Raw genomic sequence first — 25,925 nt, 5'->3', positions numbered from 1 at the left:
TGTATCGCTGCTAGACAGTGAGACGCTTGCGGCCCTTGGCGCGGCGACGGGCGAGCACGGCACGACCACCCTTGGTGGCCATACGGGCACGGAAGCCATGGGTCTTGGCACGCTTACGCTTATTAGGCTGATACGTACGCTTCATCTTAAGTTCCTCCTGCTGCATTTCGAGTGTCCGCGGGAGCGCGGACGCAGATATAGACACGTGAGCTTGAAGATTGTAGGGAAATCAATGTTCAAATGTCAAGAAATCAAAGGTAAAAGGTTGCAAAGAGTACACGGTTCCCCCATAAGCAGAACCGGCATTTGAGGCAGCAGGCAACTTTTCACGAAATTTCATCGAGTTTTCAACAGGTCGTGTTGGAAATGTTGAGAACTTTTCGTCCGTTTTCCAAAGTTTTCAACAGGTTTTGAAAACTTGTCGAAAGATGAGAAACATTGCGCGGTGAGCTACTATTTGTTCAAAACCTTTTGAAAGATTGCGAGCGGCATGTCTGACGACTTCTACACCATGGTCGATTCCGGTGACCCGGCACCCGACAACGAGCACATCACCGGCGTGCGCGAAAAACGCAACGAGGGTGAGCAGGACACCGCACAAGCACCAAAAGCCATGTATGCAGCGCGCATCGCGGTCTACGATGACATGCTGTCGACACCGCGTGTCATCGTCATCGAACCGCAAGACGTCCGTACCTACTTGGAAGAGACAACCAACACCGTCTACCAGTGCATGAAAGAGCAGGGAGGACGCATCTCGCTGATGGTTATCCGCGAGATTGTCGAAAACTTTATCCACGCGCATTTTGCAGAGCCCATCATCTCGATTCTCGACGGTGGCGATACCATCCGCTTTGCCGATCAGGGTCCGGGCATCGACGACAAAGAGCGTGCCTTCGATTTTGGCGTAACCAGCGCAAACAGCAAGATGAAACGGTATATCCGCGGTACCGGAGCCGGGTTTCCCATGGTACAGGAGTACTTGGAAAACGCCGGCGGCGCCGTCTCCATCGAGGACAACATGGGCAACGGCACCGTCGTGACGGTAAGTCTGAACCCCAAGCGCGTGCAGGAAATCGAGCGTGCCGGCGGGCGAGGGGCAGCCGTGCGACCCGAAGCAGAACAGCAGGCATACCCCCTAACCAACACGTTTGCACAGCAGCCCGCGGCGCAGCAGATGCAACAGCCTGGAAGTTTTCCCATGCAAGACCCCCAGGCACCGCTGGGCAACGCAATGCAAAACATGCCGGAGGGCATAGGCTCGGCAGATCTGGACACAGGCACCGTGCAGCAGGCGGCAGCCATGTCAAACGCCCCGCAAATGGGCTATCAACCGTACCCGCAAGGGTATCCTCCCCAATATATGCCGCAGCAGGGATACGCCCAGCCGTATCCCCAACAGTATCCTCAGGGATACCAGCAGCCGTACCAACAAATGCCCCAGGCGCAGTACAACCCATGGGCCCAGCAGATGCCTCCGCAGCCTTATCAACAGTGGCCGCAAAGTTTTCAACAGCAGCTGCTGCCCATGCAGAGTTCTCAACGACCAGCAGCTCAAATGATGTATCCTAATGCGGCGAATCAATATGCACAGCCGCAGCAAAACGTATTTGTGAGCGAGCGCGGCGAAGCGGCGCTGGGCTATCTGGCTCAAAACCAAGAGTGTGGCGCAACCGACCTGGCACGAGCGTTTGGAAACTCAGCGCCCACGTGGTCGCGAACGCTCAACGACTTGGCGCAGGCCGGCTTGGTAATCAAACATGGCCAGAAATATCATCTGACCGAAATAGGCAGCGCTCGCGTGCGGGCCCAAAGTTAAGGAACGGGAGAAACAGTGGACGAGGAAGCAAGCATCATCCTGGGAGATGCCATCGCCTTTTGTCAGCGCGACGGCCAAGATGCACGCCTCATCAATATGCTGGGACAATCGCGCGCCGTGAGTTTAACCGAGGACACTCTGACGATTGAGGCACCTTCACGCTTTGCCATCGCTCAGCTCAAAAAGCATCAGCCGACCATCGAGGCGTACCTAGAAGAAATCGCCTTTGCACCGATTGCGCTCAATATCGTGGCACCGCAAGGCGCCTCGACAAATACGGCCCCGGACGCTCACCCGGTAGCGACCGCCACCGCAGCGGCAACGCCGGTGCCCGAGCCTCGACGCGACGATGTTTCCCGTGAAACCATGGCGCCGCAGCCGGCTGCTTCGTTCGCACCGGCGGTAGAGCCAGTCCCCTCGCCCATCCCGACCGCCACGCATATGCCCGTCGCACACGAGGCGACACCCGGCGAGGAATCGGGCATTGCAATCAAAAACACGTTGTCCGCCGACGATTTCCGCCGCATGATGACCCAAATGAACGGCAGGCCACCGGCGAAAAGCGCGAGTTCGTCCGCAGCGCCGGCAGCACCTTCGGCGGCGGCCCCGGCGGCAGTCGAGAAAAACGCGGACGGGGCGCCCCTCGCAGCGAATTCGAAATTCACGTTTGAAAACTTCGTCTTCGGACCGGAGAACAGCCTTGCCTACCGATCGGCACTCAAATTCGCCATGCTTGCAGACACGCCCGGTACCTGCACGTCGCTGTTCATCTACGGCAAATCGGGCCTGGGCAAGACGCACCTGCTGCTCGCCATCAAAAATGAGCTGGCAGAGAAATCGCCCGAGATCAAGGTGAAGTACGCCAACTCGCAGGCGTATCTGGACGACTTGATGACGGAATTCGACCGCCAAAAGAAGAGCAACGCCCCCATTATGCAGGCGTACCACGGCGTCGACGTGCTTATCATCGATGACATCCAGAACATCATTGGCAAGCGCGCGAGTGTGGATTACTTCTTCCAGTTGATGGACGAATTTATCCGTAACAACAAGAAAGTCGTGATCGCCGCCGACCGCGCCCCCAAGGACCTTAATATGGATGAGCGCCTGACCAGTCGCTTTAATGCCGGTCTGCTGTGCCTGGTGGCGGAGCCCAGCTACGAAATGAAGTACAAGATTTTGCAGCGTTATTACGAGAACACGATCGCCGCCGCACCCGAGGCGGGCAACGACTCGTTGCTGGCGGCCTACGGGGGCGACGGCGGACATCTGACCGACGCGCACTTTAAACACATGGCCGAGGTCTCGGGCACCAACATTCGCGAGCTCGAGAGCTTTTGCGAGCGCTGCGCCGGCGAGGCGGGCGACCGCGAGCGCGAGGGCGGGGAGCTCACCTTTGACGATATCGACGCCATCGCCAGCCAGTACTTCGACACATCGGCCAAAAAGATCAACGTCCAGACGGTTCAGTCCGTCATCGAAGAGCAGTACGGCGTGACGCACGAGGAGCTCATCGGCCCGCGTCGCAACGCCAATATCGCCAAAGCACGCCATATCGCTATCTACCTGGCCATCGAGATGTGCGAGATGACGACCACGGCGGTGGGCGCCGAATTTGGCAACCGCAACCACTCGACCGTCAGCACGAGTTACAAAAAGGTCCAGAAGATGATCCAGGAAGACCGCACCGTCACCGAAGACCTCAAGTCGCTGCGCGATAAAATTACACTGCGCTCGTAGGGAAATAGAGACACCTGTTGAAAACTTGTCGAAACCACGGGCATAAGGTGTCTAAAACCCAACCCGCGGTGATGAAAAGTTTTGCGCAGGTTTTGAACGTGGAAAACCACCCCTGTTGCACACAGGTTGCTGTCGATTCTCTTTCCGGGTCTGACCTGCGTCTTAGGGAGTAATCAACAGTTTCGTCAGTGCTATTACTATTATTAAGATATTTATATCTATAGAAAGGTATTAAAAGATGAAGTTCACCGTCAGCCAGAGCTCGCTTACACAAGCCATCGGCGTCGTTATGAAGGGTGTCGCTTCGGCATCCACCCTTCCCATCCTGTCGGGCGTGCTCGTTAAGGCCCAAGACGGCATCTTGGAATTCCAGACCTCTAACTACACTATCTCGATCCGTCATCGCATCGCGGCGCATGTCGAAGAAGAGGGCGAGATGGTTATCCCCTGTAAGATGCTCTCCAATATCACCAAGACCCTCCCCGATGCCCCGGTCACCTTTGAACTGTCCGAGCGCCAGGTGCTGATTGGTTGCGAGAAGAGCTCTTTTAGGCTGAACACGCTCGATGCCAATGACTTCCCCGAGTTTCCGGCCTATGCCATCGAGAGTGCCGTGGAGCTGCCGACCGATGTCTTGTCCGAAATGGTCGGCCGCGTGTGGCGCGTCACCTCGACCGACAAGGCTCGCCCCATCCTGGGCGGCGTGCACATGAAGGTCGAGAACAACACCGTACGCCTGGTGGCGACCGATTCCTTCCGCTTGGCCGTGTGCGATACGCAGGTCGAGACCTCGACCCTCGAGGGCTCCTTTGAGCTCAACGTTCCGGCTGACGCCTTTAACGACGCGCTGAACATCATGGCCAGCCAAGCGACCATCATGATCGGGGCTACCGACACCCAGGTCGTCTTCGAGGCCGGCAACACCACCTACGTGTCGCGCCGCATCGAGGGCGTGTATCCCAACTACAAGCAGCTCATCCCCGATTCGTGCGTGACGAGCGTCAAGATCGACGTCGCCGCCTTTAACGCCGCCCTCAAGCGCGTGGCCGTTATCGCGAGCGCCAACCCCGCCGTCAAGTTCGAGATCGATGTCGAGAACGGGCAGATGGGCCTGTCCTCCATTTCCAATGACCAAGACCTTGCGCAGGAGACGATCGATGTCGAGGCCGAGGGCGAGTCGGGTACCATCGCCTTCAACTACCATTACATCTTCGGCTGCCTCAATGCCCTGTCCAAGGAGAAGGAGATCACGCTGGAGCTCAAGAGCTACTCGCAGGCGGGCATCTTCAAGTCCTACGACAAGATCAACTACCTGTACCTGGTCATGCCGGTCCGCATCTAGCGCTGCGCCATGACCATGTTCGCCCGCGATCTTTCCGTCGCGCACTACCGCAGCTTCGATAGCTATCGCCTTGCCCTGGACGAGGGCGTGACGATACTCGCGGGACCCAACGCGGCGGGAAAGACCAATCTCATAGAGGCGCTGCAGCTGCTGACGAGCGGCGCCTCGTTTAGGCATTCGACCGCAGCCGAGCTCGTCCATGACGGCGTGGGCTCGTGCAAGATCGAGCTGAGGCTCGAGGGCGACGGCCGCGTGCTTGATATGGGATTGAGCGCGGAGGACGGTAAGCGCTCGTTTAGTCGCAACGGCAAGAGATGCTCTGCCGCCGGTGTGCGCGGGGTTCTGCCGAGCGTGCTGTTTTGCCCCGACCATCTGGACATGGTTAAGCGAGGCGCCAGTGTGCGCCGCGCCGCCCTTGATGACTTTGGCATGCAGCTGAGCGCACGCTATGCCGATCTTGCGAGCACCTATGGGCGCTGCGTGACCCAGCGTAACGCCTTGCTCAAGGAGACCTGGTGCTGTCGCGAGATGCTCGGCGCGTGGAACGATTCGATTGCCCGCGCGGGCTCGGCTCTGCTCGTGCACCGGTTGGCCCTGCTCGACCGGCTGGCGGGCCATGTGCACACTGCCTACGGGCAAGTGGCGTCAGGCGAGGCCGCCAACGTGACCTATGCGTCCACGCTGGGGGATTTGCCCCAGGTCGAGGATCGCGAAGAGCTGAAGGGTTGGGCGTACGAGCGCATGCTGGCCGCCCTTGACGAGCATGCCGACGAGGAAATTCGCCGCGGCGTGACGTTGGTGGGACCGCATCGCGATGAGATCGAGTTCACCGTGGCGGGTCGCTCCGCCCGTTCATTTGCCAGCCAAGGACAGCAGCGCACGCTGGTGCTGTCCTGGAAGGTGGCCGAGGTGGCCGTGGCTCGCGATGTCCTGGGCACCGCCCCGCTGCTGCTTCTGGACGACGTGATGAGCGAGCTCGACGGCGAGCGTCGCGGCGCTTTCCTGCGGCTGATCGGCGATGATATCCAGACGGTCATAACTACGACCAACCTGGGGTACTTTACCGATGACCTGCTTGATCGAGCCAAGGTGGTGAGCATGGGTGAGACGTGCTAATTACGAGCGCGAGAGCGAGACAGTCGCCTTCAGTGGATTTTTGAACGCAGAGCGCCAGCGCATCCTGGCGTCCGCGACCCCCGAGCGCCGTGCGCAGATGGAGGCTGCCGAGGAGTCGCGCACGGTCTATCGCGCATGGAACGCGGTGTGCTCGGGCACGCGCGAGGGACGGCATGTGACGGGGCTGCGCTACCTGCCCGAGTCCAATGAGCTGCTGGTGTATCTCGACTCGCCCTCGTGGACGCAGGAAATGACGCTGTTGCGCGAGATCATCCGTGCGCGCATGGAGCGCGCCGGTGCGCATGTGGACGGCCTGGTGTTCAAAACCACCGCGCCCGGTCACACGTCGCCCGCCGCCAAGGAGCGCCTGCGCCCGGCGACGACCGAGCGACCGCCGGCCCCGCACGCCGACCTAAGTGAGGCCGAGCGTGCCGAGATCGAGCGCCAAGTGGCGCCCATCGAAGACCAAAAACTGCGCGAGGCCCTCGAGAATGCCATGAGAGCCAGCGCCGAGTGGGCCAAGGGCGTGCAAAGCAAAAAAGAGCCTTAAATCGCATCTGGTGGCCTTGTAGAGCCAAATACCCTCGTTCCCGAGGGTATTTATTTACGATAAACTAGTAAGGCTGTACACATTTTCTTGACTGAAGGAGGACGTGTGGCAAACGAAAACGATTACGATGGCGGCGAGATTAAGATTCTCGAAGGTCTCGAGGCCGTTCGTAAGCGCCCGGGCATGTATATCGGCTCGACGAGCGCCAGCGGTCTGCATCACCTGGTGTGGGAGATCGTTGACAACTCCGTCGACGAGGCCATGGCCGGTTTCTGCACCGAGATCCAGGTGACGGTCCACGCCGACAACTCCATCACGGTCGTCGACAACGGGCGCGGCATCCCCGTCGACGAGCACCCTGTTAAAAAGATCCCGACGCTCGAGGTCGTTATGACGATCTTGCACGCCGGCGGTAAGTTCGATAACTCGGCCTATAAGGTCTCGGGCGGCCTGCACGGCGTGGGCATCTCCGTCGTCAACGCACTGTCCAAGCGCGTGGTCGTTCAGGTTCGTCGCGATGGCAACACCTACGAGATGGAGTTCTCGCGCGGCAAGACCGTCAAGAAGATGGAGGTCGTGGGCACCTCGGATTCAACGGGCACCACCGTCACCTTCTGGCCCGACGACGAGATCTTCGAGACCTGCATCTACGATTTCGATACGCTGCACAACCGTCTGCAGGAGACGGCGTTCCTCAATAAGAACCTTAAGATTGTGCTGACCGACGAGCGCGAGGCGACTCCCCACGTGGAGGAGTTTTGCTACGAGGGCGGCATCATCGACTTCGTCAAGTTCCTCAACGAGGGCAAGGACGTCCCCGAGGCCTTTAAGGAGCCCATCTACATCGAGGGCAAATCGGATCCGGACGCGCCTGTGACCAAGATGGGCGAGGTCGAGGTTTCCCTGCAGTGGAATAGCGGCTACGGCGAGAACGTCATGTCGTTCGCCAACGACATCTACACTCCCGAGGGCGGCATGCACCTTGAGGGCTTCCGCACCGCGCTCACTCGCGTGATCAACGACTACGCGCGCAAGCAGAACCTGCTCAAGGAAAAAGACGCCAATCTGACCGGCGACGATGTACGCGAGGGCCTTTCGGCCGTTATCTCGGTCAAGCTGCCCGATCCGCAGTTTGAGGGCCAGACCAAGGCCAAGCTCGGCAGCTCCTATATGCGCGCGCTGACGCTCAAGATCGTGACCGACGGCCTTGCCGATTACTTGGAGGAGCATCCCAAGCCCGCCCGCGAGATCGTCAAGAAGGCGCAACAGGCCTGCAAGGCGCGCAACGCCGCCCGCAAGGCGCGCGAGGCGACCCGCCGCAAGAGCCTGCTCGAGACGGCGTCCCTGCCCGGTAAGCTCGCTGACTGCTCGGTGCGCGATGCCGAGCTGACCGAGCTCTTCATCGTAGAGGGCGACTCGGCAGGCGGTTCGGCCAAGGACGGCCGTCGCCGAGACATCCAGGCGATTCTGCCCCTGCGCGGCAAGATTCTGAACGTCGAACGCGTTGGTGACCATCGCGCGTTCTCGAGTGACACCATCCAGTCGCTGATTACCGCGATCGGCTGCGGCGTCACGACGAGCGCCGGCGACGGCGGCGACTTCGATATCACCAAGGCGCGCTACCACAAGATCATCATCATGACCGATGCAGACGTCGACGGTGCGCATATCCGCATCCTGCTGCTGACGTTCTTCTACAAGTACATGCGTCCGCTGATCGATGCCGGCTACGTCTATGTTGCCTGCCCGCCCATCTTTGGCATTAAGGTGCGCAACAAGATCCACTACGTGTATCCCAACGGCCGCCAGCCCGAAGACGAGATCCTGCGCGACACCATCCAGAGTCTGGGCCTGAACCCCGACGACAACGACGAGGACGGCAAGGCCAAGGACGGCAAGATCACCAAGAAACGCAAGGGCTATACCGTCCAGCGCTACAAGGGCCTGGGCGAGATGGACCCCAAGCAGCTTGCCTCGACGACGATGGATCCCAAGACCCGCATCCTGCAGCGCGTGTCGATCGAGGATGCCGTGGTGGCAGACCGCGCCGTGCGCGAGCTGATGGGTTCCGAGGTCGGCTATCGCCGCGAGTACATTGAAAAACACGCGCACGATGCGCGCTTCTTAGACGCCTAGGTTTCCCAGGCACCCCATCTTGCCCTTCAGGATTTCGGGCGCCGCACGCAAGGCGCGCGCCCTCATCCTTCAGGGCAACCTGGGGCACCTGGAAAACCTAGGAGGGTTATCCGGTGTTCCCGGTAATTCGTCTCCGTGGCAGGGAACTAATGGACCACGCAAACCATGAGGAGGTAACGTGGCAGACGATATCAACAATAACGAGGGTATGGGCGAGGCCGGCGATGCCGGTATGCCCGATGATCTGAAACGCCTGCTTGCCCGTGCTGAGCAGGGCGAGGACGGCGATCCGGACGCCTATAACCCCGATGCCGATGATGATGAGGAAGAAGACGACGACGGCGAGCTCGAGGAGAGCTTTGGCGAAGTCGACCGTGGCGCCTCTGCCGGCGAGGATATCAACGGCGGCCAGCTCCAGATTTCGGAGTTCGGCCGTGAGATGAAGCAGTCGTTCATCGAGTATTCGATGTCGGTCATCACGGCGCGCGCCCTGCCGGACGTGCGCGACGGCTTAAAGCCGGTGCACCGCCGCATCCTGTACGCGATGAACGAGAGCGGCATCTACCCCAACCGCCCACACAAGAAGTCGGCGTGGACGGTCGGCGAAGTTATCGGTAAGTACCACCCGCACGGCGATTTCGCGGTCTACGAGGCCATGGTTCGCCTGGCGCAGTGGTTCTCCATGCGCACGCCGCTCATCGACGGTCACGGCAACTTCGGCAACATCGATGGCGACGGCGCGGCGGCCATGCGTTACACCGAGAGCCGCCTGGCAAAGCCCGCCATGGAACTGTTGCGTGACTTGCAGAAGGATACCGTCGACTGGCAGCCCAACTACGACGAATCGCTCGCCGAGCCCGTGGCACTGCCTGCGCGCTTCCCCAACCTGCTGGTCAACGGCAGCCAGGGCATCGCCGTCGGCATGGCCACCAACATCGCTCCGCATAACCTCACCGAGGCGATCGAGGCCACCTGCTACCTGATCGACAACCCCGACGCCACCGTCGACGAGCTCATGCAGATCATGCCCGGTCCGGACTTCCCCACCGGCGCCATCATCATGGGCAGCGCCGGCATTAAGCAGAGCTACGAGACCGGCCGCGGCTCCATTACCGTGCGTGCCAAGGCACACGTGGAGTCCACCAAGACCGGTCGCAGCCGCCTGGTCTTTACCGAGATTCCCTACATGGTCAACAAGGGCACCCTGCAGGAGAAGATCGCCCAGCTCGTCAACGACAAGCGCATCGAGGGCATCTCGGATATGCGCGATGAGTCCAACCAGAAGGGTATCCGTCTGGTCATCGAGCTCAAGAAAGGCGTCATTCCGCAGGTCGTGCTCAACAACCTGTATAAGTACACCTCTCTGCAGACGACCTTTGGCGCCAACAACCTGGCGCTTGTCAACGGCGTGCCCAAATGCCTGAGCCTGCGCGAGATGCTGCAGCACTACATCGACCACCAGGTCGACGTCGTCACCCGCCGCACCCGCTTCGACCTTAAGAAGGCCCAGGCCCGCGCGCATATCCTCGAGGGCTACCTGATGGCCCTTGACCATATCGACGAGGTCATCAGCATCATCCGCTCCTCGCAGACCGACTCCGAGGCCAGCAGCCGCCTGATCGAGCGCTTTGGCTTTACGCCCGAGCAGACCACGGCCATCCTCGAGATGAAGCTGCGCCGCCTGACCGGCCTGGAGCGCGACAAGATCCAGGAAGAGCTGGACGGCTTGCGCCGCGCCATCGCCTACTACGAGGACCTGCTGGCGCACGAGGAGAAGATTCTGGGCGTCATCAAGGAGGAGATGCGCGAGATCTCGAAGAAGTTCGGCGACAAGCGCCGCACCGAGATCAGCCAGGTTGAGAAGGACCTGGATGTCGAGGACCTCATCGCCGACGAGGACATGGTCGTGACCATCACCCACACCGGCTACGTTAAGCGTATCCCGGTGGCTGCCTACCGCGCCCAGAAGCGCGGCGGCAAGGGCGTGTCGGGCGTCAACCTCAAAGAGGACGATGTCATCGATGAGATGTTTATCGCGTCCACGCACGAGTACGTGCTGTTTTTCTCGAGCAGGGGCAAGGTCTATCGCCTGAAGGTGCACGAGCTGCCGGTGGGTACGCGCCAAGCGCGCGGTACCGCGATCGTCAACCTGCTGCCCTTCGAGGAGGGCGAGAAGATCGCGAGCGTCATCAGCTGCCGCGAGTTCCCGGCCGACGAGTATCTGATGTTTGCCACCAAGAGCGGCATGGTCAAGAAGACCGTGATGAGCGCATACGACCGCAGCCGCCGCGACGGCCTGATCGCTATCAACCTGCGTGACGACGACGCGCTGCTGAACGTGCGCCGCGTGCGCGAGGGCGACAAGATTATCCTAGCCACCACCGCGGGCAAGGCAATCATGTTCTCCGAGGAGCAGGTGCGCGCCACCGGCCGCGACACCAGCGGCGTTCGCGGTATCGGCATGAAGGACGGCGTGAGCGTTCTGGGCATGGAAGTCACTAACGGCAACGGCGATCTGTTCGTCATCACCGAGCGCGGCTACGGCAAACGCACGCCGGTCGCGGACTACCCGGAGCAGAATCGCGGCGGCCAGGGCGTCTACACCATCCAAATGACCGAGCGTAAGGGTAACCTCGCGGCCATGAAGACGGTGGGCCCGCAGCACGAGCTGTTCATCGTGACGGAGGGCGCGACGGTCATTCGCGTCAAGACCGACGAGATCAGCCAGACCGGCCGCGCCACCCAGGGCGTCAAGATGATGACCGTCGACGACAACGACCGCATCTGCGCCGTAGCCCGCATGACGGCCGCCAAGGAGAAGCCCGAAGGCGAAGGCGCCGAGGCCGCAGCCGACACCGAAGAGGCCCCAGTCGACCTAGGCGACGGCAATGACATGCCAGAGGATCTCCTAGACGAGTAAGAGGCCCTAGCTGGTAGAAAATATCAGACCCCATATATCGGCGGTCGGCGCACTGCGCGCCGACCGCTTTTTTGAAAACTTTGGGACCCCATGGTCGCTGGGCTGGCGAGATGGTTTTGGTTTGTCGCGAGTTCCGCACGCAAAGAAGGCCACTTAATGTGGCCTTCGTCTTGCGCAGGACTGTCCGAGCAGCAAACCAAAACAATCTCGCCCAGCCGTCTGACACACCCCTCAAAGATTTTCAAAAAAGTTGTTGACGCGCGCGTAACGACTCGTCTAATATATCCCTTGCGCGATGGACCTGTAGCTCAGTTGGTTAGAGCGTCCGGCTGATAACCGGGAGGTCACAAGTTCGAATCTTGTCAGGTCCACCACTTTCTTTCGCAATAAACACCCCAGCGAGAGCCGAGTCGCCGCTGGGGTGTTTATTACTGTCTCCGTGGGGGTTTAGCTCAGCTGGGAGAGCGCGGGCTTTGCAAGCCTGAGGTCAGGGGTTCGATCCCCCTAACCTCCACCATGATGGACCTGTAGCTCAGTTGGTTAGAGCGTCCGGCTGATAACCGGGAGGTCACAAGTTCGAATCTTGTCAGGTCCACCATCAAAACCGTGAAGAGCCCTGGGGCGTTGCCTCGGGGCTTTTTTCTTACCTACTGAAAGTAGTCAAAAAAGCCCCGTCCCAAATTAACTACTTTGATTTTGTGTGCTGTGCGAAAGTTTGGGTAGTATAGCTATTCAATGCGGCGGGCTGCCGCGTGTTAACCGCTACGTACCGGAGGTGTTCCATGGTTCGCGTCGACATAGAGACCATCGTCATGGCCGCCGGTCCCGTGCCATCGCTTATCGTACTTCGTGAGCGCAGCAGCAAATCGGACTCGCCCGCGCCGCTGCGTTCCCTTTCCATTCAGACTGGTTCGTTTGAAGCTGCTGCCATCAGCCGCGGCATCGATAGCGGCCGCGCCGAGCGCCCGATTACCCATGACCTGCTGCTCGATACCGTTGACGCCCTGGGCGCCAAGCTCGAGCGCATCGAGATCGTTCGCGCCGAGCCGCCGGTGTTTTACGCGACGATTGTCGTACTGGCCGATGGTGACGAGCGCAAGATCGATGCCCGCCCCAGCGATGCCATCGCCCTTGCCGTGCGCAGCAATGCTCCCATGTTTGTGGAGGACGACATCATGAATCGCCTGGGCACCGTTTCTGCCCATGCCGAGGAAGTCGACGACGAGCAGGAGTTCGAGAAGTTCGACGAGTTCGTCCATACGCTCTCCCCCGATGACTTCTAAATGCGGGGCGTCCAGGTTGCGGAGCGTTCGCTGATGGCCGGCGGCATGTCGGCTGAGGCGGCCGCCATCGCGCGTGAAGCCCAGATGCGCTCGGAAGCATCCGAGGCGGCCCGCCTCGCCTATGTGACACAGGCCCGCACGCTTCGCGAGCGCCGCGGCTCGTTTATCAAGATGGTTGTCATCTCCGCCCTTGTCGCGGCAATCTGCTCGCGCCTTCGTGGTACAGTTGGTGCGCTTGGGTTTTCGATCTCTACGGGCCTGGTGATCTGGGGCGTGGTCGACGCGGTAATGCTGACCAGTCAGATCAAGGTGCTCGACAAGCGTGCGGTGGATATGATGCACGCCCGCGACGCTGCCGCCAAGATCGCTGCTGAGGCACAAGAACTGTAACGACGCCGGATTCGATGGGAAGGTCTAAAGATGGCACAGGATATGCAGGACGCCGGTAACGTCTCCGCCGAGCTCGACGCCATGGTGTGTGACCTGATTGGTGCGTTCTTGGACGACCTTGCCGCCGGCGAGAATCCGGGCGTAGTTGTGGCGATCGAGGACGCTGCTTCCAACCGTTATCTGGCGGCGCTCGATGAGGATGGCGAAGAGGCGTGCCTCGAGGCTGCCACCAACTTTATCTCCGAGCACAAGATGGGTCTTAAGGACGAGGGGCTGGGCCGCATCGCCCGTTACGCCATCGGCTACACCGGTTGTGTCGAAATTGACGGCGGCTATCACGACGCCCTGCTCGTGAGCTTCTTCGAAACCACGCTCGAGAGCGGTTTTTCGGCATACGTGCTGTATGAGGGCATGGGTGCCGGCGATGGTTTTATGTGGAGCGACCCTGAACCTGCAGGTGAGGAAACCCCTCTTATCTAAAATCGCTAAAATAAACGAGTTTTCGGTAAAAGGCTCAATATTCCCGCTGAGCGTTGTATCGCTGGGCGGGCCGCATACGCGTGCCGTTTGTATATGGATAGAAGATAGGGGAACTACATGCGCGTAGACAATCTGAGGAACATCGCCATCATCGCCCACGTCGACCACGGCAAGACGACGATGGTCGACAAGCTCCTGCGTGCCACGGACGCCTTCCGTGCCAACCAGCAGGTCGAGGACCGCGTCCTGGACTCTAACGACCAGGAGCGTGAGCGCGGCATTACGATTCTCGCCAAGAACATCTCTATCGAGTACAAGGACGTTAAGATCAACGTCATCGACACCCCGGGCCACGCCGACTTTGGCGGCGAGGTCGAGCGTGTGCTGCGTATGGCCGACGGCGCCCTGCTGCTGGTCGACGCTTTTGAGGGCCCCATGCCCCAGACCCGCTTTGTGCTGCGTCACGCTATCGACACCGGCCTTAAGATCATGATCGTCATCAACAAGATTGATCGTCCGGGTGCTAACCCCGAGAAGGCCTACAACGACTGCCTCGACCTTATGGCCGACCTGGGCGCCACCGACGACCAGCTCGAGTTTGCCATGGAGCACGTCATCTACGCCAGCGGCGTCAACGGCTTTGCCCGCCTCGATCCCAATGACGGCAACATGGATATGTATCCGCTGCTCGATATGATTATCGACGATATGCCCGCGCCCGAGGTTGATGAGAACGCCCCGCTGGCCATGCAGTGCGTGACCATCGACCACTCCAACTTCGTTGGCCGTATCGGCATCGGCCGCGTGTACTCCGGCACCATCCACCAGGGCGACCAGATCCTGGTCGTCAAGAACGACGGCTCCAGCGCCACCGCTACCGTCAAGCAGCTCTTTACCTTCGACTACCTGGGCCGCACCGAGTGCCAGGAAGTCGGCGCCGGCGACATCGCCGCCGTCGTGGGCATCGACCGCACCGATATCGGCGATGTTTACACCGACCCCGAGAACCCCGTCGAGCTCGAGCCCATCGAGATCGACCCGCCGACCCTGTCCATCGTCTTTGAGGCTTCGACCTCCCCGCTCGTCGGCCGTGACGGCGACATCGTGGGTGCCCGTCAGCTCAAGGAGCGCCTGTTCAACGAGGCCGAGAACAACGTGACCATGAAGATCGAGGAGCTCGAGGACAAGAGCGGCGTCGAGGTCTCGGGCCGCGGCATTCTGCACCTGTCCGTTCTGATGGAGTCCATGCGCCGCGAGGGCTTTGAGTTCCAGGTCGGTCGTCCGCGCGTTCTGTTTAAGAAGGACGAGAACGGCAACAAGATGGAGCCTGTCGAGCAGGCCGTCGTCGAGTGCCCGGACGAGTACTCGGGCAAGGTCGTTGAGGTCTTCGGCACCTCCGGTGGCATCATGACGAGTATGGATACCTCGGGCATCGTGACGCACCTTGAGTTTAAGATCCCGACGCGTGGCATCATGGGCCTTAAGAACCGCATCATGAACGTCACCCACGGCGAGGGCGTGTTCTACCACACCTTCCTGGAGTACGGTCCCTACGCCGGCGAGATCGGCAACCGTCAGAACGGTGCCATGATCTCCATGACCACCGAGAAGGCCGTTGCCTATGCCCTGGGCACGCTGCAGGAGCGTGGCCAGCTGTTTGTTGAGCCGGGCACCGAGTGTTACGAGGGCATGATCGTGGGCGAGCGCAGCAAGGCCGGCGACATGGTCGTCAACATCGCCCGTACCAAGAACCTGGGCAACCAGCGTTCCTCGACCTCCGATATTTCCGTGCAGCTGGTGCCGCCCCGCACCTTCTCGCTGGAGGAGGCGCTGGAGTACATCGCCGATGACGAGCTGGTGGAGATCACTCCCAAGAATATTCGCCTGCGCAAGCGTCTGCTCAATGCCACCGACCGCAAGAAGGCCGCCGTCCGTGCCGGTCAGGTCAACAAATAAGCGCTGGGGCTTATAACCGCCAATAAGAAAGGGCGTCGACCGCGATGGTCGGCGCCCTTTTTGGTGCAAGGGGGACAGGTTCGCTTGCACCACCACAAAGGTGCCTGTCCCCTTTGTGGTGGTTGGCAGCTAGGCGGTGGGGAGTTCCGGCGTATTAGCCGGCTGTTGCGACTTTAGGTGAGCGTTGCGCCAGATGATCTGGATAACATAGCCGAGCGTGAAGACAAAGGCCACGCCGCTGATGAAATCGCCTACGAGGGGGATTGCCGTAAGTGCACCTGCGATCACGCCGCCGGCGGCCGCCATGGCGTAGCGGTTCTGGCTGTGTCCGACCATGCGCGCGATCGCGCACCCTGCAAAGGCACTCGACACCAGCGCGATGCCAATAACACCGCACATGAGGGCTCCGGCAAGCGACAGACCAGCGATAGAGATAATTAGCAGTAGGACGGCGGGGACGATAGCAATCGTGCCCAGAAGACCGCTCACCCACAGGGGCATGGGGCGCTGGTGGAGCATGCCGGCGGCGCTGGCGGTTGCGCGCGGAAAGACGAGTTCGAGCAGTAGGGCGACAAAGCAGGCCGAGAGTGCCGCGGCGACGATACCGCCGATGACATCGTTAACGGTGGAAGTATCCTCGCTCTCGGTGCGGTCGATCTTGAGCGCGCCGACCTCGGCTCCCGCGGCGCGCTCGGGGTCCTCGGAGACGTGCGCGTTCACGGTGCCGGTGATGTGGGCGTTCTTGCCCAGGATGAGCTTATCGGCCCAAACCTCGACATCGCCCTCGACGGTGCCATCGATAGTCACCGTATCGCCCGCAAGCGCTGCCGACTTGGTAGAGCCGCGCAGGGCAACCGTCTCGCCTATCGCATAGAAACAGTTGGTGGTGCTGTCGGAATTGAGCACGACATGCTGGCCGGCAACGGTCACGCTGCCATCAACCGTAGTCTTGGCAATGTCGATGGTGCGCGCCGCCAAGCGGACGGCGCCGCCCACCGTGCAGTCGCGGATGGAGAGGCTCTCGCCTGCTGCAATTATGTCGCGGCCGATGGACGCATCGTCCAAGTTGAGGGCCTGACCTGCCCAGTACAGGTCACCTTCGACGCCGGACGAATTGGCGTCATTGTCGGTCGCAAGTACGTTGCCTGCGGTGTCTGTGCCGGCGAACGACGCCGTGGGAAGTGCGGTGACCGCTAGGGCGACGAGCGCGAATAGGATCGTGATGCGGACCCACGCTTTACGGCGCTGGGTCGACGGGAATTGATTACAGGGCATAGTGAATCCTTCGTCAGATGCTCGACATACACCTAACAGGGTACCCAACGCGTGGGCGCTCTAAAAGAACCTCTCGGTTGCATTTCGAAGGGTCGTGCCGTGCTGTTTACTTTTTACGGTGCAAGAAGCGCGCGATATCTTCTTCGGTGGGGCTTTTGATGTCAAAGCGCAGCGAGAGCCAGCGCAGACCCATGGTCACGACAACGCATACGACCAGCGCGGCGACATTGCTCATAATGCCGCTCATAACGAGACACACATAGCTTGTCGATCCGGCGATGGCGGCGATGGCATAAAAGTTAGTACGTTGGAAAATGCCCGGAACCACGCCCATAAAGCCGTCGCGCAACATGCCGCCGCCCACCGCGGTGAAAAAGCCCATCATGATGCACACCGCCGGTGCAAAGCCGTAGACCAGCGCCTTGTCTGCTCCAGTGGCGGCGTAGATGCCGACCGAGATGATGTCGAGCAGGGGAATGAGTTTTTCGGGCTTGTCGACGATTGCCGGGAAAATATAGATGATGGCTGCCGTGGCAATGGAAAGCGGCAGCGCCATTGGCTGGTTGAGGATGTAGACGTTGCCCACCTGCAGCGTCATGTCGCGTAAAAGACCGCCGCCCAAGCCACAGACCACGGCAAGCGCGACCGCGCCCACCAGATCGAGCTTGTGCTCGCGCGCGACCAACACGCCCGAGATTGAAGCCGCGACGACGGCGAACATTTCGAGCCAAAACGGGATGGCGACCATGGCATCTGTGGCGTGTGAGGTAACGGTCATAGCGGCGACGACGGGCAAGATGGGGTCCTTTTGGTTGCGGGTTTAGACAATGCCCGTACATAGTACATGGTTGGCGGGCGTGGTGATCCTATTGCTCGGTAAACGGTCGGGACTGGGTGGGGGCGTAGGTTCCATGTTTGGGGATCTGGGTCGATGCTGAACGCGATGGGGGCGTGGCTGAATAGGAGGGATGTCCAAATTTTGAGCAGCGCTCAAAATTTATCCGGTCGGCTTACGCCGACCGCGCTGCGCTAAAAACGCGCCACTGGCGCGTTTTCTTTACGCTTTGCGCCCTGGCGGGTTCGAATCCCTCCTCCTCCGCCGTATTTGCTTGTAAGGGACTCTAAACAAAAAAGCCCCCGTTTTCGGGAGCTTTCTCAACCAAAATGGCGGAGGAGGAGGGATTCGAACCCTCGTGACCTTATACAGGCCAAACGGTTTTCGAGACCGCCGCATTCAACCACTCTGCCACCCCTCCGCGTGGGGTAAAAACAAAGCAGGCTCGAAGGCCTGCTTTGGAATTAACTGGCGGAGAGTCAGGGATTTGAACCCTGGAGACGCTTTTGACGCCTACACGATTTCCAATCGTGCTCCTTCGGCCACTCGGACAACTCTCCGTTAAATGCGAAAGTCAGTATACACGAGGAACCGCAAAGTGCAAACAGAAAAGTTGGCATTTTTTAAAACGCTTGGCCGTGCTTGGCGCTGCAGTGGGGCTTGAGGTCCCAAAAAACGGCTTCCGACCAGCGTGGTCGATCAACTCAATTGTTCAAAAAAGGGTATTCATAAGCGACTTGGCAATGAATTTAAAAATCTTTGGGTGGTGCTGTGGGCCACTGGTATGCATTTTGCGACCACAGCCTTGTGCCCGCTGACCTGCGGCTTGGCTCAGCTTGTCCCCACGGCACCGTATCTTGAACACAGATCCGTCAAGCATTTGGTCAGCATTTGGTTGGAATGCGCATGAAGTGCCGTGTGAGCATGGACATATGTGGAGGTCATGAGGTTGTAGCTGCATATTCTTGCAGCCTAGGAGGTTGAAAGATATTATTACCAAGTCTTTTCCTGCTTCAGGCGCACCTTCACGACCTGAAGCCACATTTGCCCAGAGGAGGTGACAATATGAAGGCTTATGAACTGCTGTTCTTTGTTGACCCGTCGCTCGACCCCGAGACTCGTCTCGCTGTTATGAAGCGTATCGATACCACGATCGCTGAGGGCGCTGGCAAGGTCGACTCCGTTGACGAGTGGGGCAAGCGCAAGCTCGCCTACGAGATCAACGACCTCACCGATGGTGACTACACCCTCATCAACTTCCACGCAGATCCTACCCAGATCGCCGAGCTTGATCGCGTCCTGCGCATCACCGACGCTGTGGTCCGCCACATGATTGTCCGTCGCGACGACCAGGAGTAAGACTGTCGTTTTGGACTGGGCTTGTGCCCCAAGAGGAAGTAGTGAGTTATGAGCATCAATCGAGTGAACATCACCGGTAACCTCACCCGCGATCCCGAGCTGCGCGCCACCGCCGGCGGAACCCAGGTTCTGTCCTTTGGCGTCGCCGTGAACGATCGTCGCCGCAACGCGCAGACTGGCGAGTGGGAGGACTATCCCAACTTTGTCGACTGCACCATGTTCGGCACCCGCGCCGAGGCCGTGAGCCGTTTCCTGGCAAAGGGAAACAAGGTCGCGATCGAGGGCAAGCTGCGCTACAGCTCTTGGGAGCGCGACGGCCAGCGCCGGAGCAAGCTTGAGGTCATCGTCGATGAGATCGAGTTTATGAGCTCCCGTGGTGGCCAGGGTGGCTACGACCAGGGCGGTTACGCCCCCGCAGCTCCCGCGCCCGCAGCACGTCCTGCCGCACCGGTGGCTACGCCGCCCGCGGTCGACGTCTACGATGAGGACATCCCGTTCTAAGGGTTGTTCACCTATTTTTGAGTGAGAGGCGGCTTCGGTTCGCCGAAGTTGCCAAACGAAAGGTATTTTGACATGGCTAATGATTTTTCTGCACGTCAGCCGCGTCGTAAGTACTGCCAGTTCTGCAAGGAGAACACTGAGTTCATCGACTATAAGGACACTCAGCTTCTCCGTAAGTACATGACCGACCGTGGCAAGATTAAGCCCCGTCGCGTCACTGGCGCTTGCACGCAGCATCAGCATGACATCGCCAACGCCATCAAGCGCGCCCGCGAGATGGCTCTCCTGCCGTACACCGTCCCCGTGGTTTCCTCTCGTGGCAACCGCGACCGCGGCTAAGAAGGGAGACGCATCATGAAGGTTATTCTTCTCGATGAGATCAAGGGCAAGGGCGGCGAGGGTGACGTCGTAGAGGTCGCTCAGGGTTACGCTGAGAACTTCCTGTTCCCCAAGAAGCTCGCTGTTGCCGCCACCAAGGGCAACCTCAAGCAGCTTGACGAGCGTCGCAACAACATCGCCAAGCGCGAGGCCGTCCGTCTGGCTACCGCCAACGAGACCAAGGCTGCCTTCGAGGGCAAGACGGTCACCGTTGACGTCAAGGTCGGCGACGAGGGCATCCTCTTTGGCTCCGTTACCGCCGCTATGATCGCTGACGCCATCAAGGCTCAGCTCGGTATGGACATCGACCGCAAGCGCGTCGAGCTCGGTAAGCCCATCAAGGTTGCCGGTGCCCACACCGTTGCCATCTCGCTGTACCGCGAGATCAAGGCCGAGGTTGTCGTTCTCGTCGGCGTTACCGCCGAGGAGCTCGCTGCCGAGGCTGAGGTCGAGGAGGCCGCTGAGGTCGCCGAGGCCGAGACCGCCGAGGTCGAGACTGAGGCTGCTGCCGAGTAGCATTTGCTGCAACGCAACAATCTTGTTCTAAGAAGGGCGCTCTGGGAAACCAGGGCGCCCTTTTGTTTTTTGCGCTGAGTGAGTGTCATGGTGAACGTTGCGTCGAAGTCCTATATACAGGACCGTTCATCCGTTTGGTTCGGTGATGATTGGCGGCGCGCGGCGCGTTTTGGGACCGTGGCTGATACTATGGATGCTCGCAAGCGATATGAATGAGGATGCTCATGGCATATGACGATAGGGAGACCGGGCTGACGGTTGAGGACCGCGGCTCCAAGTTGGGTCTTCCCCAAAACCAAGATGCAGAGGCCAATGTACTGGCCGCTATGCTGCTATCGCCCGAGGTGGTCGAAGAGGCCCAGGTCGAGCTGCAGCCCGATGACTTCTACCGGCCCATTCATAAGACCATCTATACCGCGATGGTCGATATGTACAACAGCCGCATTCCCATCGACTCCATCTCGCTGATTGATTACCTGCGAAGCATCAACAAGCTTGATGCCGTGGGCGGCGAGGCCTACATTTTGGAGCTGATGGGTCAGACCCTGTCGCTCGTCAACTGGCAGCACCATGCCGCCATCGTTCGCCGCGATTCGATGCTGCGTGAGTTGATCGGCGCCACCAACGAGATCAACGCGCTGGCATATAACGCCCCCACCGACACCAAAGAGGTTGTGGAGCTGGCCGAGAGCAAGTTGCTCAAGGTCACGGCACGCGAGGTCAAGTCGAGCTACAAGACGCTGACCGAGTTTATGGTCGAGGCCTATAACGAGGCCGAGGAAGTGTGTCAGGCCGGTGGTCAGGCGGCGGGCGTACCCACGGGTTTCCCGTCGCTCGACCGCATGCTCATGGGCTTTCGCGAGGGTCAGCTCATCATTATCGGCGCCCGTCCTGCTGTAGGTAAGACGTCGTTCGCCCTGAATCTGGCGCTCAACGCTGCCGCCGCTGGTTATACCGTCGGCTTCTTCTCGCTGGAGATGTCGGGCAAGGAAATTGCCCAGCGTCTGATCTGCGCCTACGCCATGATCTCGATCAGTGACTTTCGCATGGGCCGCATTAGCCCCGAGCAGTGGGCCAATATCAACGAGGCCACGCAGACCTTGTCTAAACTCGATATTCTGATTGACGATACGCCCGGCACCACAGTGACCGAGATTCGCGCCAAGAGCCGCCGCATGCTCCACAACAAGGAGAAGGCAATCATCATCCTGGACTACCTGCAGCTGGTGAGTCCTCCGCCGGGACGCCGCTCCGAGAGCCGTACCGTCGAGGTCTCCGAGATGTCGCGTGGTCTGAAGATTATGGCCAAGGAGCTCAAGATCCCGCTCATCGCGCTATCGCAGCTCTCGCGTCAGGTCGAATCCCGTACCGGCAAGCGCCCGCAGCTTTCCGACCTTCGTGAATCAGGCTCCATCGAGCAAGACGCCGATATCGTTATGTTCTTGGACCGCTCTGCCGACGAGGCCGAGGCCTCGCGCGACGATCGACCCGACGAGGGCGTTACGCGTATCGTCGTGGCCAAGAACCGTTCGGGCCCGATCGGCGACGTCGACCTGATGTTCCTGCCGGCATCCACCAAGTTCTATGAGCTTGATGGGGCACATGCCGAGGAGTAGGACAGGCGCCCGTTGCACGGGTATACTGGGAATGTTTTGTGCTTCTGCGTGCCGGCGTGGCGCGTAGACAGTCCATGAATGTAAGGAGTAAACATGCCGTCAACCGTTTTGGTCGGTGCCCAGTGGGGCGATGAGGGCAAGGGTAAGATTTGCGACCTGGTCGCCGGCGACTTCGATGCCGTCGTACGCTACTCGGGCGGCAACAACGCCGGCCACACCATCGTCGTCAACGGCAAGAAGTACGGCCTGCACCAGGTGCCCTCCGGCATCATGTATTCCGACCACGTGTCGGTGATCGGTAACGGCTGCGTCGTTAACCCCAAGGTTGTTCTTGAGGAGATTGACATGTTCGAGGCCGACGGCATCACCACCAAGAACCTCAAGATTAGCGGCAACGCGCATGTCATCATGCCGTACCACATCGATCTGGATGGCGCCTTTGAGCAGAAGCTCGGCAAGAAGAACATCGGTACCACCAAGCGCGGCATCGGTCCGTGCTATCAGGACAAGATGGCCCGCATTGGCCTGCGCATGCAGGACATGCTGGACGATGCACTGTTCCGCGACAAGCTGGAGACCGCTCTCGCCCGCGTGAACCCCGAGCTCGAGCTCATCTACAACCTGCCCACCTACACCGTGGACCAGATTTGCGACGAGTACCTGCCGATGGCCGAGCGCCTGCGTCCCTACATCACCGAGACGAGCCTGCTGCTCAACAACATGATCGACGAGGGCAAGGACCTGCTGTTCGAGGGCGCCCAGGCGACGCTGCTCGACATCGACCACGGCACCTATCCGTACGTGACGTCTTCCAACTGCACCGCCGGCGGCGCCATCACCGGCTCCGGCGTGGGCATGAAGAACGTCGACCGCGTGCTGGGCGTCATGAAGGCCTATATCACCCGCGTCGGTTCGGGCCCCATGCCCACCGAGCTTTCCTATGAGTCCGAGGCCGGTCACACGCTGACCGAGGAGGGCTATGAGTACGGCGTGACTACCGGTCGCCGTCGTCGCTGCGGCTGGTTCGACGGCCCCATCGCCAACTACGCCTCGCGCGTCAACGGCCTCACCGATATTGCCCTGACCAAGCTCGACGTGCTTTCGGCCTTCGACACCATCAAGGTGTGCGTGGCCTACGACGTCGATGGCGAGCGCTACACCAGCGTGCCCGAGCACCAGGTGCGCTTTGAGCATGCCAAGCCCATCTACGAGGAGCTCCCCGGCTGGAAGTGCGACATCACCGGCTGCCGCAGCTTTGACGAGCTGCCGCAGGAGGCCCAGGACTACGTGGCGTTTATCGAGGATCTGGCACACACCCGCGTGACGTTTATCGGCGTTGGCGCTGGTCGCGAGCAGATCATCAACCGATTCTGGAAGTAATCGGTTCATACGGTTATTGCGATATACCCCTTTGCAGCCCAAGTGGGCGGCCGAGGGGTATATTTGCTTGCAAAGGGCTCGCGCGGAGCGGGCCGTTCATCCATAGAGGAGGCACCCTTGAAGGCGGACACTCAAACCATCGACATCCTGTTGTTGGGCAGCGGCGGCCGCGAGCACGCTCTGGCGGCCAAGCTCGCAGCATCACCGCGCGCCGGCAAGCTCTACATTGCGCCGGGTAACGGCGGCACCGCGAGCTGCGGCGAGAACGTTGTTCTCGACGACTGCGATCCTGCGGCCGTGGCGGCGTTTGCTCAGAGCCACGGATGCGGACTCGTGGTAATTGGCCCCGAGGCTCCGCTCGTGGCGGGCGTGGCCGACGCCGTGCGCGCGGCGGGTATTCCCTGCTTTGGCCCGGGTGCCGAGGGCGCCCAGATGGAGGGCTCCAAGCTGTTCTCCAAGCAGCTCATGGAGCGCGCCGGTATCCCGACGGCAGCCTACGGCTCGTTTACCGACGAGGCTTCGGCTCTCGCCTACGTGCGCGAGCAGGGCGCTCCGCTGGTCGTGAAGGCCGACGGCCTTGCCGCGGGCAAGGGCGTTATCGTGGCGACCGAACTTGAGCAGGCCGAAGAGGCCGTGCGCGAGTGCTTTGGCGGCACCTTTGGCGATGCCGGCAACACGGTGGTTATCGAGGAGATGCTCGTTGGCCCCGAGTGCTCGCTGCTGGCCTTTACCGACGGCAAGACCGTGCGCCCCATGGCCACCTCGCAGGACCACAAGCGCGCGCTCGAGGGCGACAAGGGCCCCAACACCGGCGGCATGGGCGTCTACAGCCCGGTGCCCATCGTGACCGACGAGGAACACGCCACCATGGTGGCGGTCATGGAGCAGACCGTGGCCGAGCTCGCTGCCGAGGGCATCGACTACCGCGGCTGCCTGTACGGCGGCTTTATGCTCACGCCTGCCGGTCCCAAGGTACTGGAGTTCAATGCCCGCTTTGGCGATCCCGAGACTCAGGTCGTGCTGCCGCGCCTTAAGAACGACCTGGTTGAGGTCATGCTCGCCTGCGCCAACTGCGAACTCGATCAGATTGAACTCGACTGGCGCGACGAGTGGGCCGTGGCCGTTGTACTGACGAGTGCTGGCTACCCCGGCAGCTACGAGAAAGGCAAGGTCATCACCGGTATCGCCGACGCCGAGGCCATGGAGAACGTGACCGTGTACCACGCGGGCACTGCCGTGGTGGACGGCCAGCTCGTGACCAATGGTGGCCGCGTACTTGCCGTGACCGCTCTGGGCGACACGTTCGAGAACGCTCGCAACCTTGCCTACGAGGCCTGCGAGAAGATTGATTTTGAGGGCAAGACCCTGCGTCACGACATCGGCCTGCGCGCGCTGCGCGGCCGCGACGCCTGGGATGCCTAAAATCCGAGAGGAATGAGACGGATGGACGAGAAGAACGAAGAACTCGTGGACGCGCAGATCGTCGAGGAGGACAGCCGCATGTATGGGCACGCCGAGGGCGAGCCTGGTGGCGAGGTCGCTGACGAGCCGGCGCTGGTGCTGGGCGACGACGACCCGCACGATGCCGAGCTGCACGAGAAGATTCTTTCGGAGGAGTGCGCCTGGAAGGGCAAGATCCTCGACGTCCACCGTCTTGAGGTTGAGCTGCCCAACGGTCGCCGCAGCGCCCGTGATATCGTTCGCCATCCGGGTGCGGCGGCCGTTGTGGCACTGACCGAGAGCGGCAAGATCGTACTGGTGCGTCAGTACCGCACCGCCATCGACCGCGTGACGGTCGAGATTCCCGCCGGCAAGCTCGACCCGGGCGAGGACCCGCTCGATTGCGCCAAACGCGAGCTGCATGAGGAGACGGGCTTTAGGGCCGGTCGCATTCGCTTTTTGACGTCGATTGTCACGTCCTGCGGTTTTTGCGATGAGATCATTCATGTCTACCTGGCCACCAAGCTCGAGTTCGACGCGCCCAACCCCGATGATGACGAGTTTGTCAACGTGGACCTGGTGCCGCTGCACGAGCTGATCGACGCCGTGCTCGACGGCAAGATCGAAGACGCCAAGACCGTCGTGGGCGCCTTGGCCTGCGATAGCATCGCGCACCGCTTGGGTGGGGCCGAGCTCTAGGTTACGCGGTTTTACCAAACCGCGTAACGAGTCGACGCTGCAAACGCCCCTAAGCGGCAATCTGCCTTTCAATCGTCGCTCGCGTACCGAAGTACGCGTCGCTCCTCTTTCAAGGCACCTTGCTCGCTTAGGGACGTTTTCGCTGACGCTGCCAGAACATCGGCGTTATGCTTGTTGGGACGCTTTGTTTTCAG

The 25,925-nt window shown here is 60.4% G+C and carries 22 protein-coding genes and 5 tRNA genes; 22 read left to right on the top strand and 5 right to left on the bottom strand.

The window, feature by feature from the left end:
• Positions 1-10: 10 nt before the first annotated feature.
• Positions 11-145 (bottom strand): 50S ribosomal protein L34, encoded by a 135-nt coding sequence (rpmH, locus tag DXC18_RS02465; RefSeq protein WP_019127408.1) that lies wholly within the window; start codon positions 143-145, stop codon positions 11-13.
• Positions 146-490: 345 nt separating this feature from the next.
• On the opposite strand from rpmH, the gene DXC18_RS02460 reads away from it, so the two are divergent.
• From DXC18_RS02460 to typA, 14 genes are all read left to right on the top strand, one after another.
• On the top strand, positions 491-1,819 hold the full coding sequence (locus DXC18_RS02460) for an ATP-binding protein (protein WP_117716211.1): 1,329 nt from the start codon (positions 491-493) through the stop codon (positions 1,817-1,819).
• Between the two features lie 15 nt (positions 1,820-1,834).
• Positions 1,835-3,559: a DnaA ATPase domain-containing protein gene (locus DXC18_RS02455; RefSeq protein ID WP_117716210.1), complete on the top strand. Its 1,725-nt coding sequence runs from the start codon at positions 1,835-1,837 to the stop codon at positions 3,557-3,559.
• A gap of 238 nt (positions 3,560-3,797) precedes the next feature.
• Complete coding sequence (gene dnaN / locus DXC18_RS02450) at positions 3,798-4,901, top strand: DNA polymerase III subunit beta (protein WP_099432409.1); 1,104 nt, start codon at positions 3,798-3,800, stop codon at positions 4,899-4,901.
• Between the two features lie 9 nt (positions 4,902-4,910).
• A complete protein-coding gene (locus DXC18_RS02445; RefSeq protein ID WP_117716209.1) occupies positions 4,911-6,017 on the top strand; it encodes a DNA replication/repair protein RecF in 1,107 nt (368 codons plus the stop codon).
• Between the two features lie 40 nt (positions 6,018-6,057).
• The gene (locus DXC18_RS02440; protein ID WP_233508978.1) at positions 6,058-6,567 is read left to right on the top strand and encodes a DciA family protein; all 510 of its coding nucleotides are present in this window, start codon (positions 6,058-6,060) and stop codon (positions 6,565-6,567) included.
• A 105-nt stretch (positions 6,568-6,672) separates the two neighbouring features.
• Positions 6,673-8,703: a DNA topoisomerase (ATP-hydrolyzing) subunit B gene (gyrB, locus tag DXC18_RS02435; RefSeq protein WP_055310298.1), complete on the top strand. Its 2,031-nt coding sequence runs from the start codon at positions 6,673-6,675 to the stop codon at positions 8,701-8,703.
• A 208-nt stretch (positions 8,704-8,911) separates the two neighbouring features.
• On the top strand, positions 8,912-11,623 hold the full coding sequence (gene gyrA / locus DXC18_RS02430) for a DNA gyrase subunit A (RefSeq protein ID WP_199412174.1): 2,712 nt from the start codon (positions 8,912-8,914) through the stop codon (positions 11,621-11,623).
• 297 nt (positions 11,624-11,920) lie between these two features.
• Positions 11,921-11,997: transfer RNA gene (locus DXC18_RS02425), tRNA-Ile, on the top strand.
• Positions 11,998-12,064: 67 nt separating this feature from the next.
• Positions 12,065-12,140 (top strand) — tRNA-Ala (locus tag DXC18_RS02420).
• 4 nt (positions 12,141-12,144) lie between these two features.
• Positions 12,145-12,221, top strand: a tRNA-Ile gene (locus DXC18_RS02415).
• 184 nt (positions 12,222-12,405) lie between these two features.
• The gene (locus DXC18_RS02410; RefSeq protein WP_117716207.1) at positions 12,406-12,906 is read left to right on the top strand and encodes a bifunctional nuclease family protein; all 501 of its coding nucleotides are present in this window, start codon (positions 12,406-12,408) and stop codon (positions 12,904-12,906) included.
• Positions 12,907-13,296, top strand: coding sequence for a hypothetical protein (locus DXC18_RS02405; RefSeq protein ID WP_117584034.1), 390 nt, complete (start codon positions 12,907-12,909; stop codon positions 13,294-13,296). It abuts the gene before it with no gap.
• Positions 13,297-13,326: 30 nt separating this feature from the next.
• Complete coding sequence (locus DXC18_RS02400) at positions 13,327-13,776, top strand: hypothetical protein (RefSeq protein ID WP_089572580.1); 450 nt, start codon at positions 13,327-13,329, stop codon at positions 13,774-13,776.
• A gap of 117 nt (positions 13,777-13,893) precedes the next feature.
• Entirely contained in the window at positions 13,894-15,732 is a 1,839-nt protein-coding gene (gene typA, locus DXC18_RS02395; protein WP_089572581.1) for a translational GTPase TypA, read from the top strand.
• 129 nt (positions 15,733-15,861) lie between these two features.
• Here the strand turns inward: typA and DXC18_RS02390 are convergent, their stop codons facing one another.
• The 4 genes from DXC18_RS02390 to DXC18_RS02375 form a co-directional block, all read right to left on the bottom strand.
• Positions 15,862-17,007, bottom strand: a complete 1,146-nt coding sequence (locus tag DXC18_RS02390; RefSeq protein ID WP_117716206.1) for a polymer-forming cytoskeletal protein — start codon at positions 17,005-17,007, stop codon at positions 15,862-15,864.
• A 106-nt stretch (positions 17,008-17,113) separates the two neighbouring features.
• Complete coding sequence (locus tag DXC18_RS02385) at positions 17,114-17,803, bottom strand: trimeric intracellular cation channel family protein (protein ID WP_229057814.1); 690 nt, start codon at positions 17,801-17,803, stop codon at positions 17,114-17,116.
• A gap of 369 nt (positions 17,804-18,172) precedes the next feature.
• Positions 18,173-18,263 (bottom strand) — tRNA-Ser (locus DXC18_RS02380).
• A gap of 48 nt (positions 18,264-18,311) precedes the next feature.
• Positions 18,312-18,402: transfer RNA gene (locus DXC18_RS02375), tRNA-Ser, on the bottom strand.
• A 505-nt stretch (positions 18,403-18,907) separates the two neighbouring features.
• On the opposite strand from DXC18_RS02375, the gene rpsF reads away from it, so the two are divergent.
• From rpsF to DXC18_RS02335, 8 genes are all read left to right on the top strand, one after another.
• Complete coding sequence (rpsF, locus tag DXC18_RS02370; protein WP_006235831.1) at positions 18,908-19,201, top strand: 30S ribosomal protein S6; 294 nt, start codon at positions 18,908-18,910, stop codon at positions 19,199-19,201.
• A gap of 48 nt (positions 19,202-19,249) precedes the next feature.
• Entirely contained in the window at positions 19,250-19,702 is a 453-nt protein-coding gene (locus DXC18_RS02365) for a single-stranded DNA-binding protein (RefSeq protein ID WP_006235830.1), read from the top strand.
• Positions 19,703-19,774: 72 nt separating this feature from the next.
• Positions 19,775-20,041: a 30S ribosomal protein S18 gene (gene rpsR, locus DXC18_RS02360; RefSeq protein WP_006235829.1), complete on the top strand. Its 267-nt coding sequence runs from the start codon at positions 19,775-19,777 to the stop codon at positions 20,039-20,041.
• A 15-nt stretch (positions 20,042-20,056) separates the two neighbouring features.
• Positions 20,057-20,596, top strand: a complete 540-nt coding sequence (gene rplI / locus DXC18_RS02355; protein WP_022094073.1) for a 50S ribosomal protein L9 — start codon at positions 20,057-20,059, stop codon at positions 20,594-20,596.
• A 218-nt stretch (positions 20,597-20,814) separates the two neighbouring features.
• Positions 20,815-22,212, top strand: coding sequence for a replicative DNA helicase (gene dnaB, locus DXC18_RS02350; RefSeq protein ID WP_006235827.1), 1,398 nt, complete (start codon positions 20,815-20,817; stop codon positions 22,210-22,212).
• A gap of 93 nt (positions 22,213-22,305) precedes the next feature.
• On the top strand, positions 22,306-23,592 hold the full coding sequence (locus tag DXC18_RS02345) for an adenylosuccinate synthase (protein ID WP_117716205.1): 1,287 nt from the start codon (positions 22,306-22,308) through the stop codon (positions 23,590-23,592).
• Positions 23,593-23,709: 117 nt separating this feature from the next.
• On the top strand, positions 23,710-25,014 hold the full coding sequence (purD, locus tag DXC18_RS02340) for a phosphoribosylamine--glycine ligase (RefSeq protein WP_117716204.1): 1,305 nt from the start codon (positions 23,710-23,712) through the stop codon (positions 25,012-25,014).
• 21 nt (positions 25,015-25,035) lie between these two features.
• Positions 25,036-25,731, top strand: a complete 696-nt coding sequence (locus DXC18_RS02335; RefSeq protein ID WP_199412171.1) for an NUDIX domain-containing protein — start codon at positions 25,036-25,038, stop codon at positions 25,729-25,731.
• Positions 25,732-25,925 lie beyond the last annotated feature (194 nt).

Source organism: Collinsella sp. OM08-14AT (assembly GCF_003438115.1).
GTDB lineage: Bacteria > Actinomycetota > Coriobacteriia > Coriobacteriales > Coriobacteriaceae > Collinsella.
The sequence above is the reverse complement of the archived record's forward strand: the minus strand, read 5'-3'. Positions and strand labels throughout refer to the sequence as shown.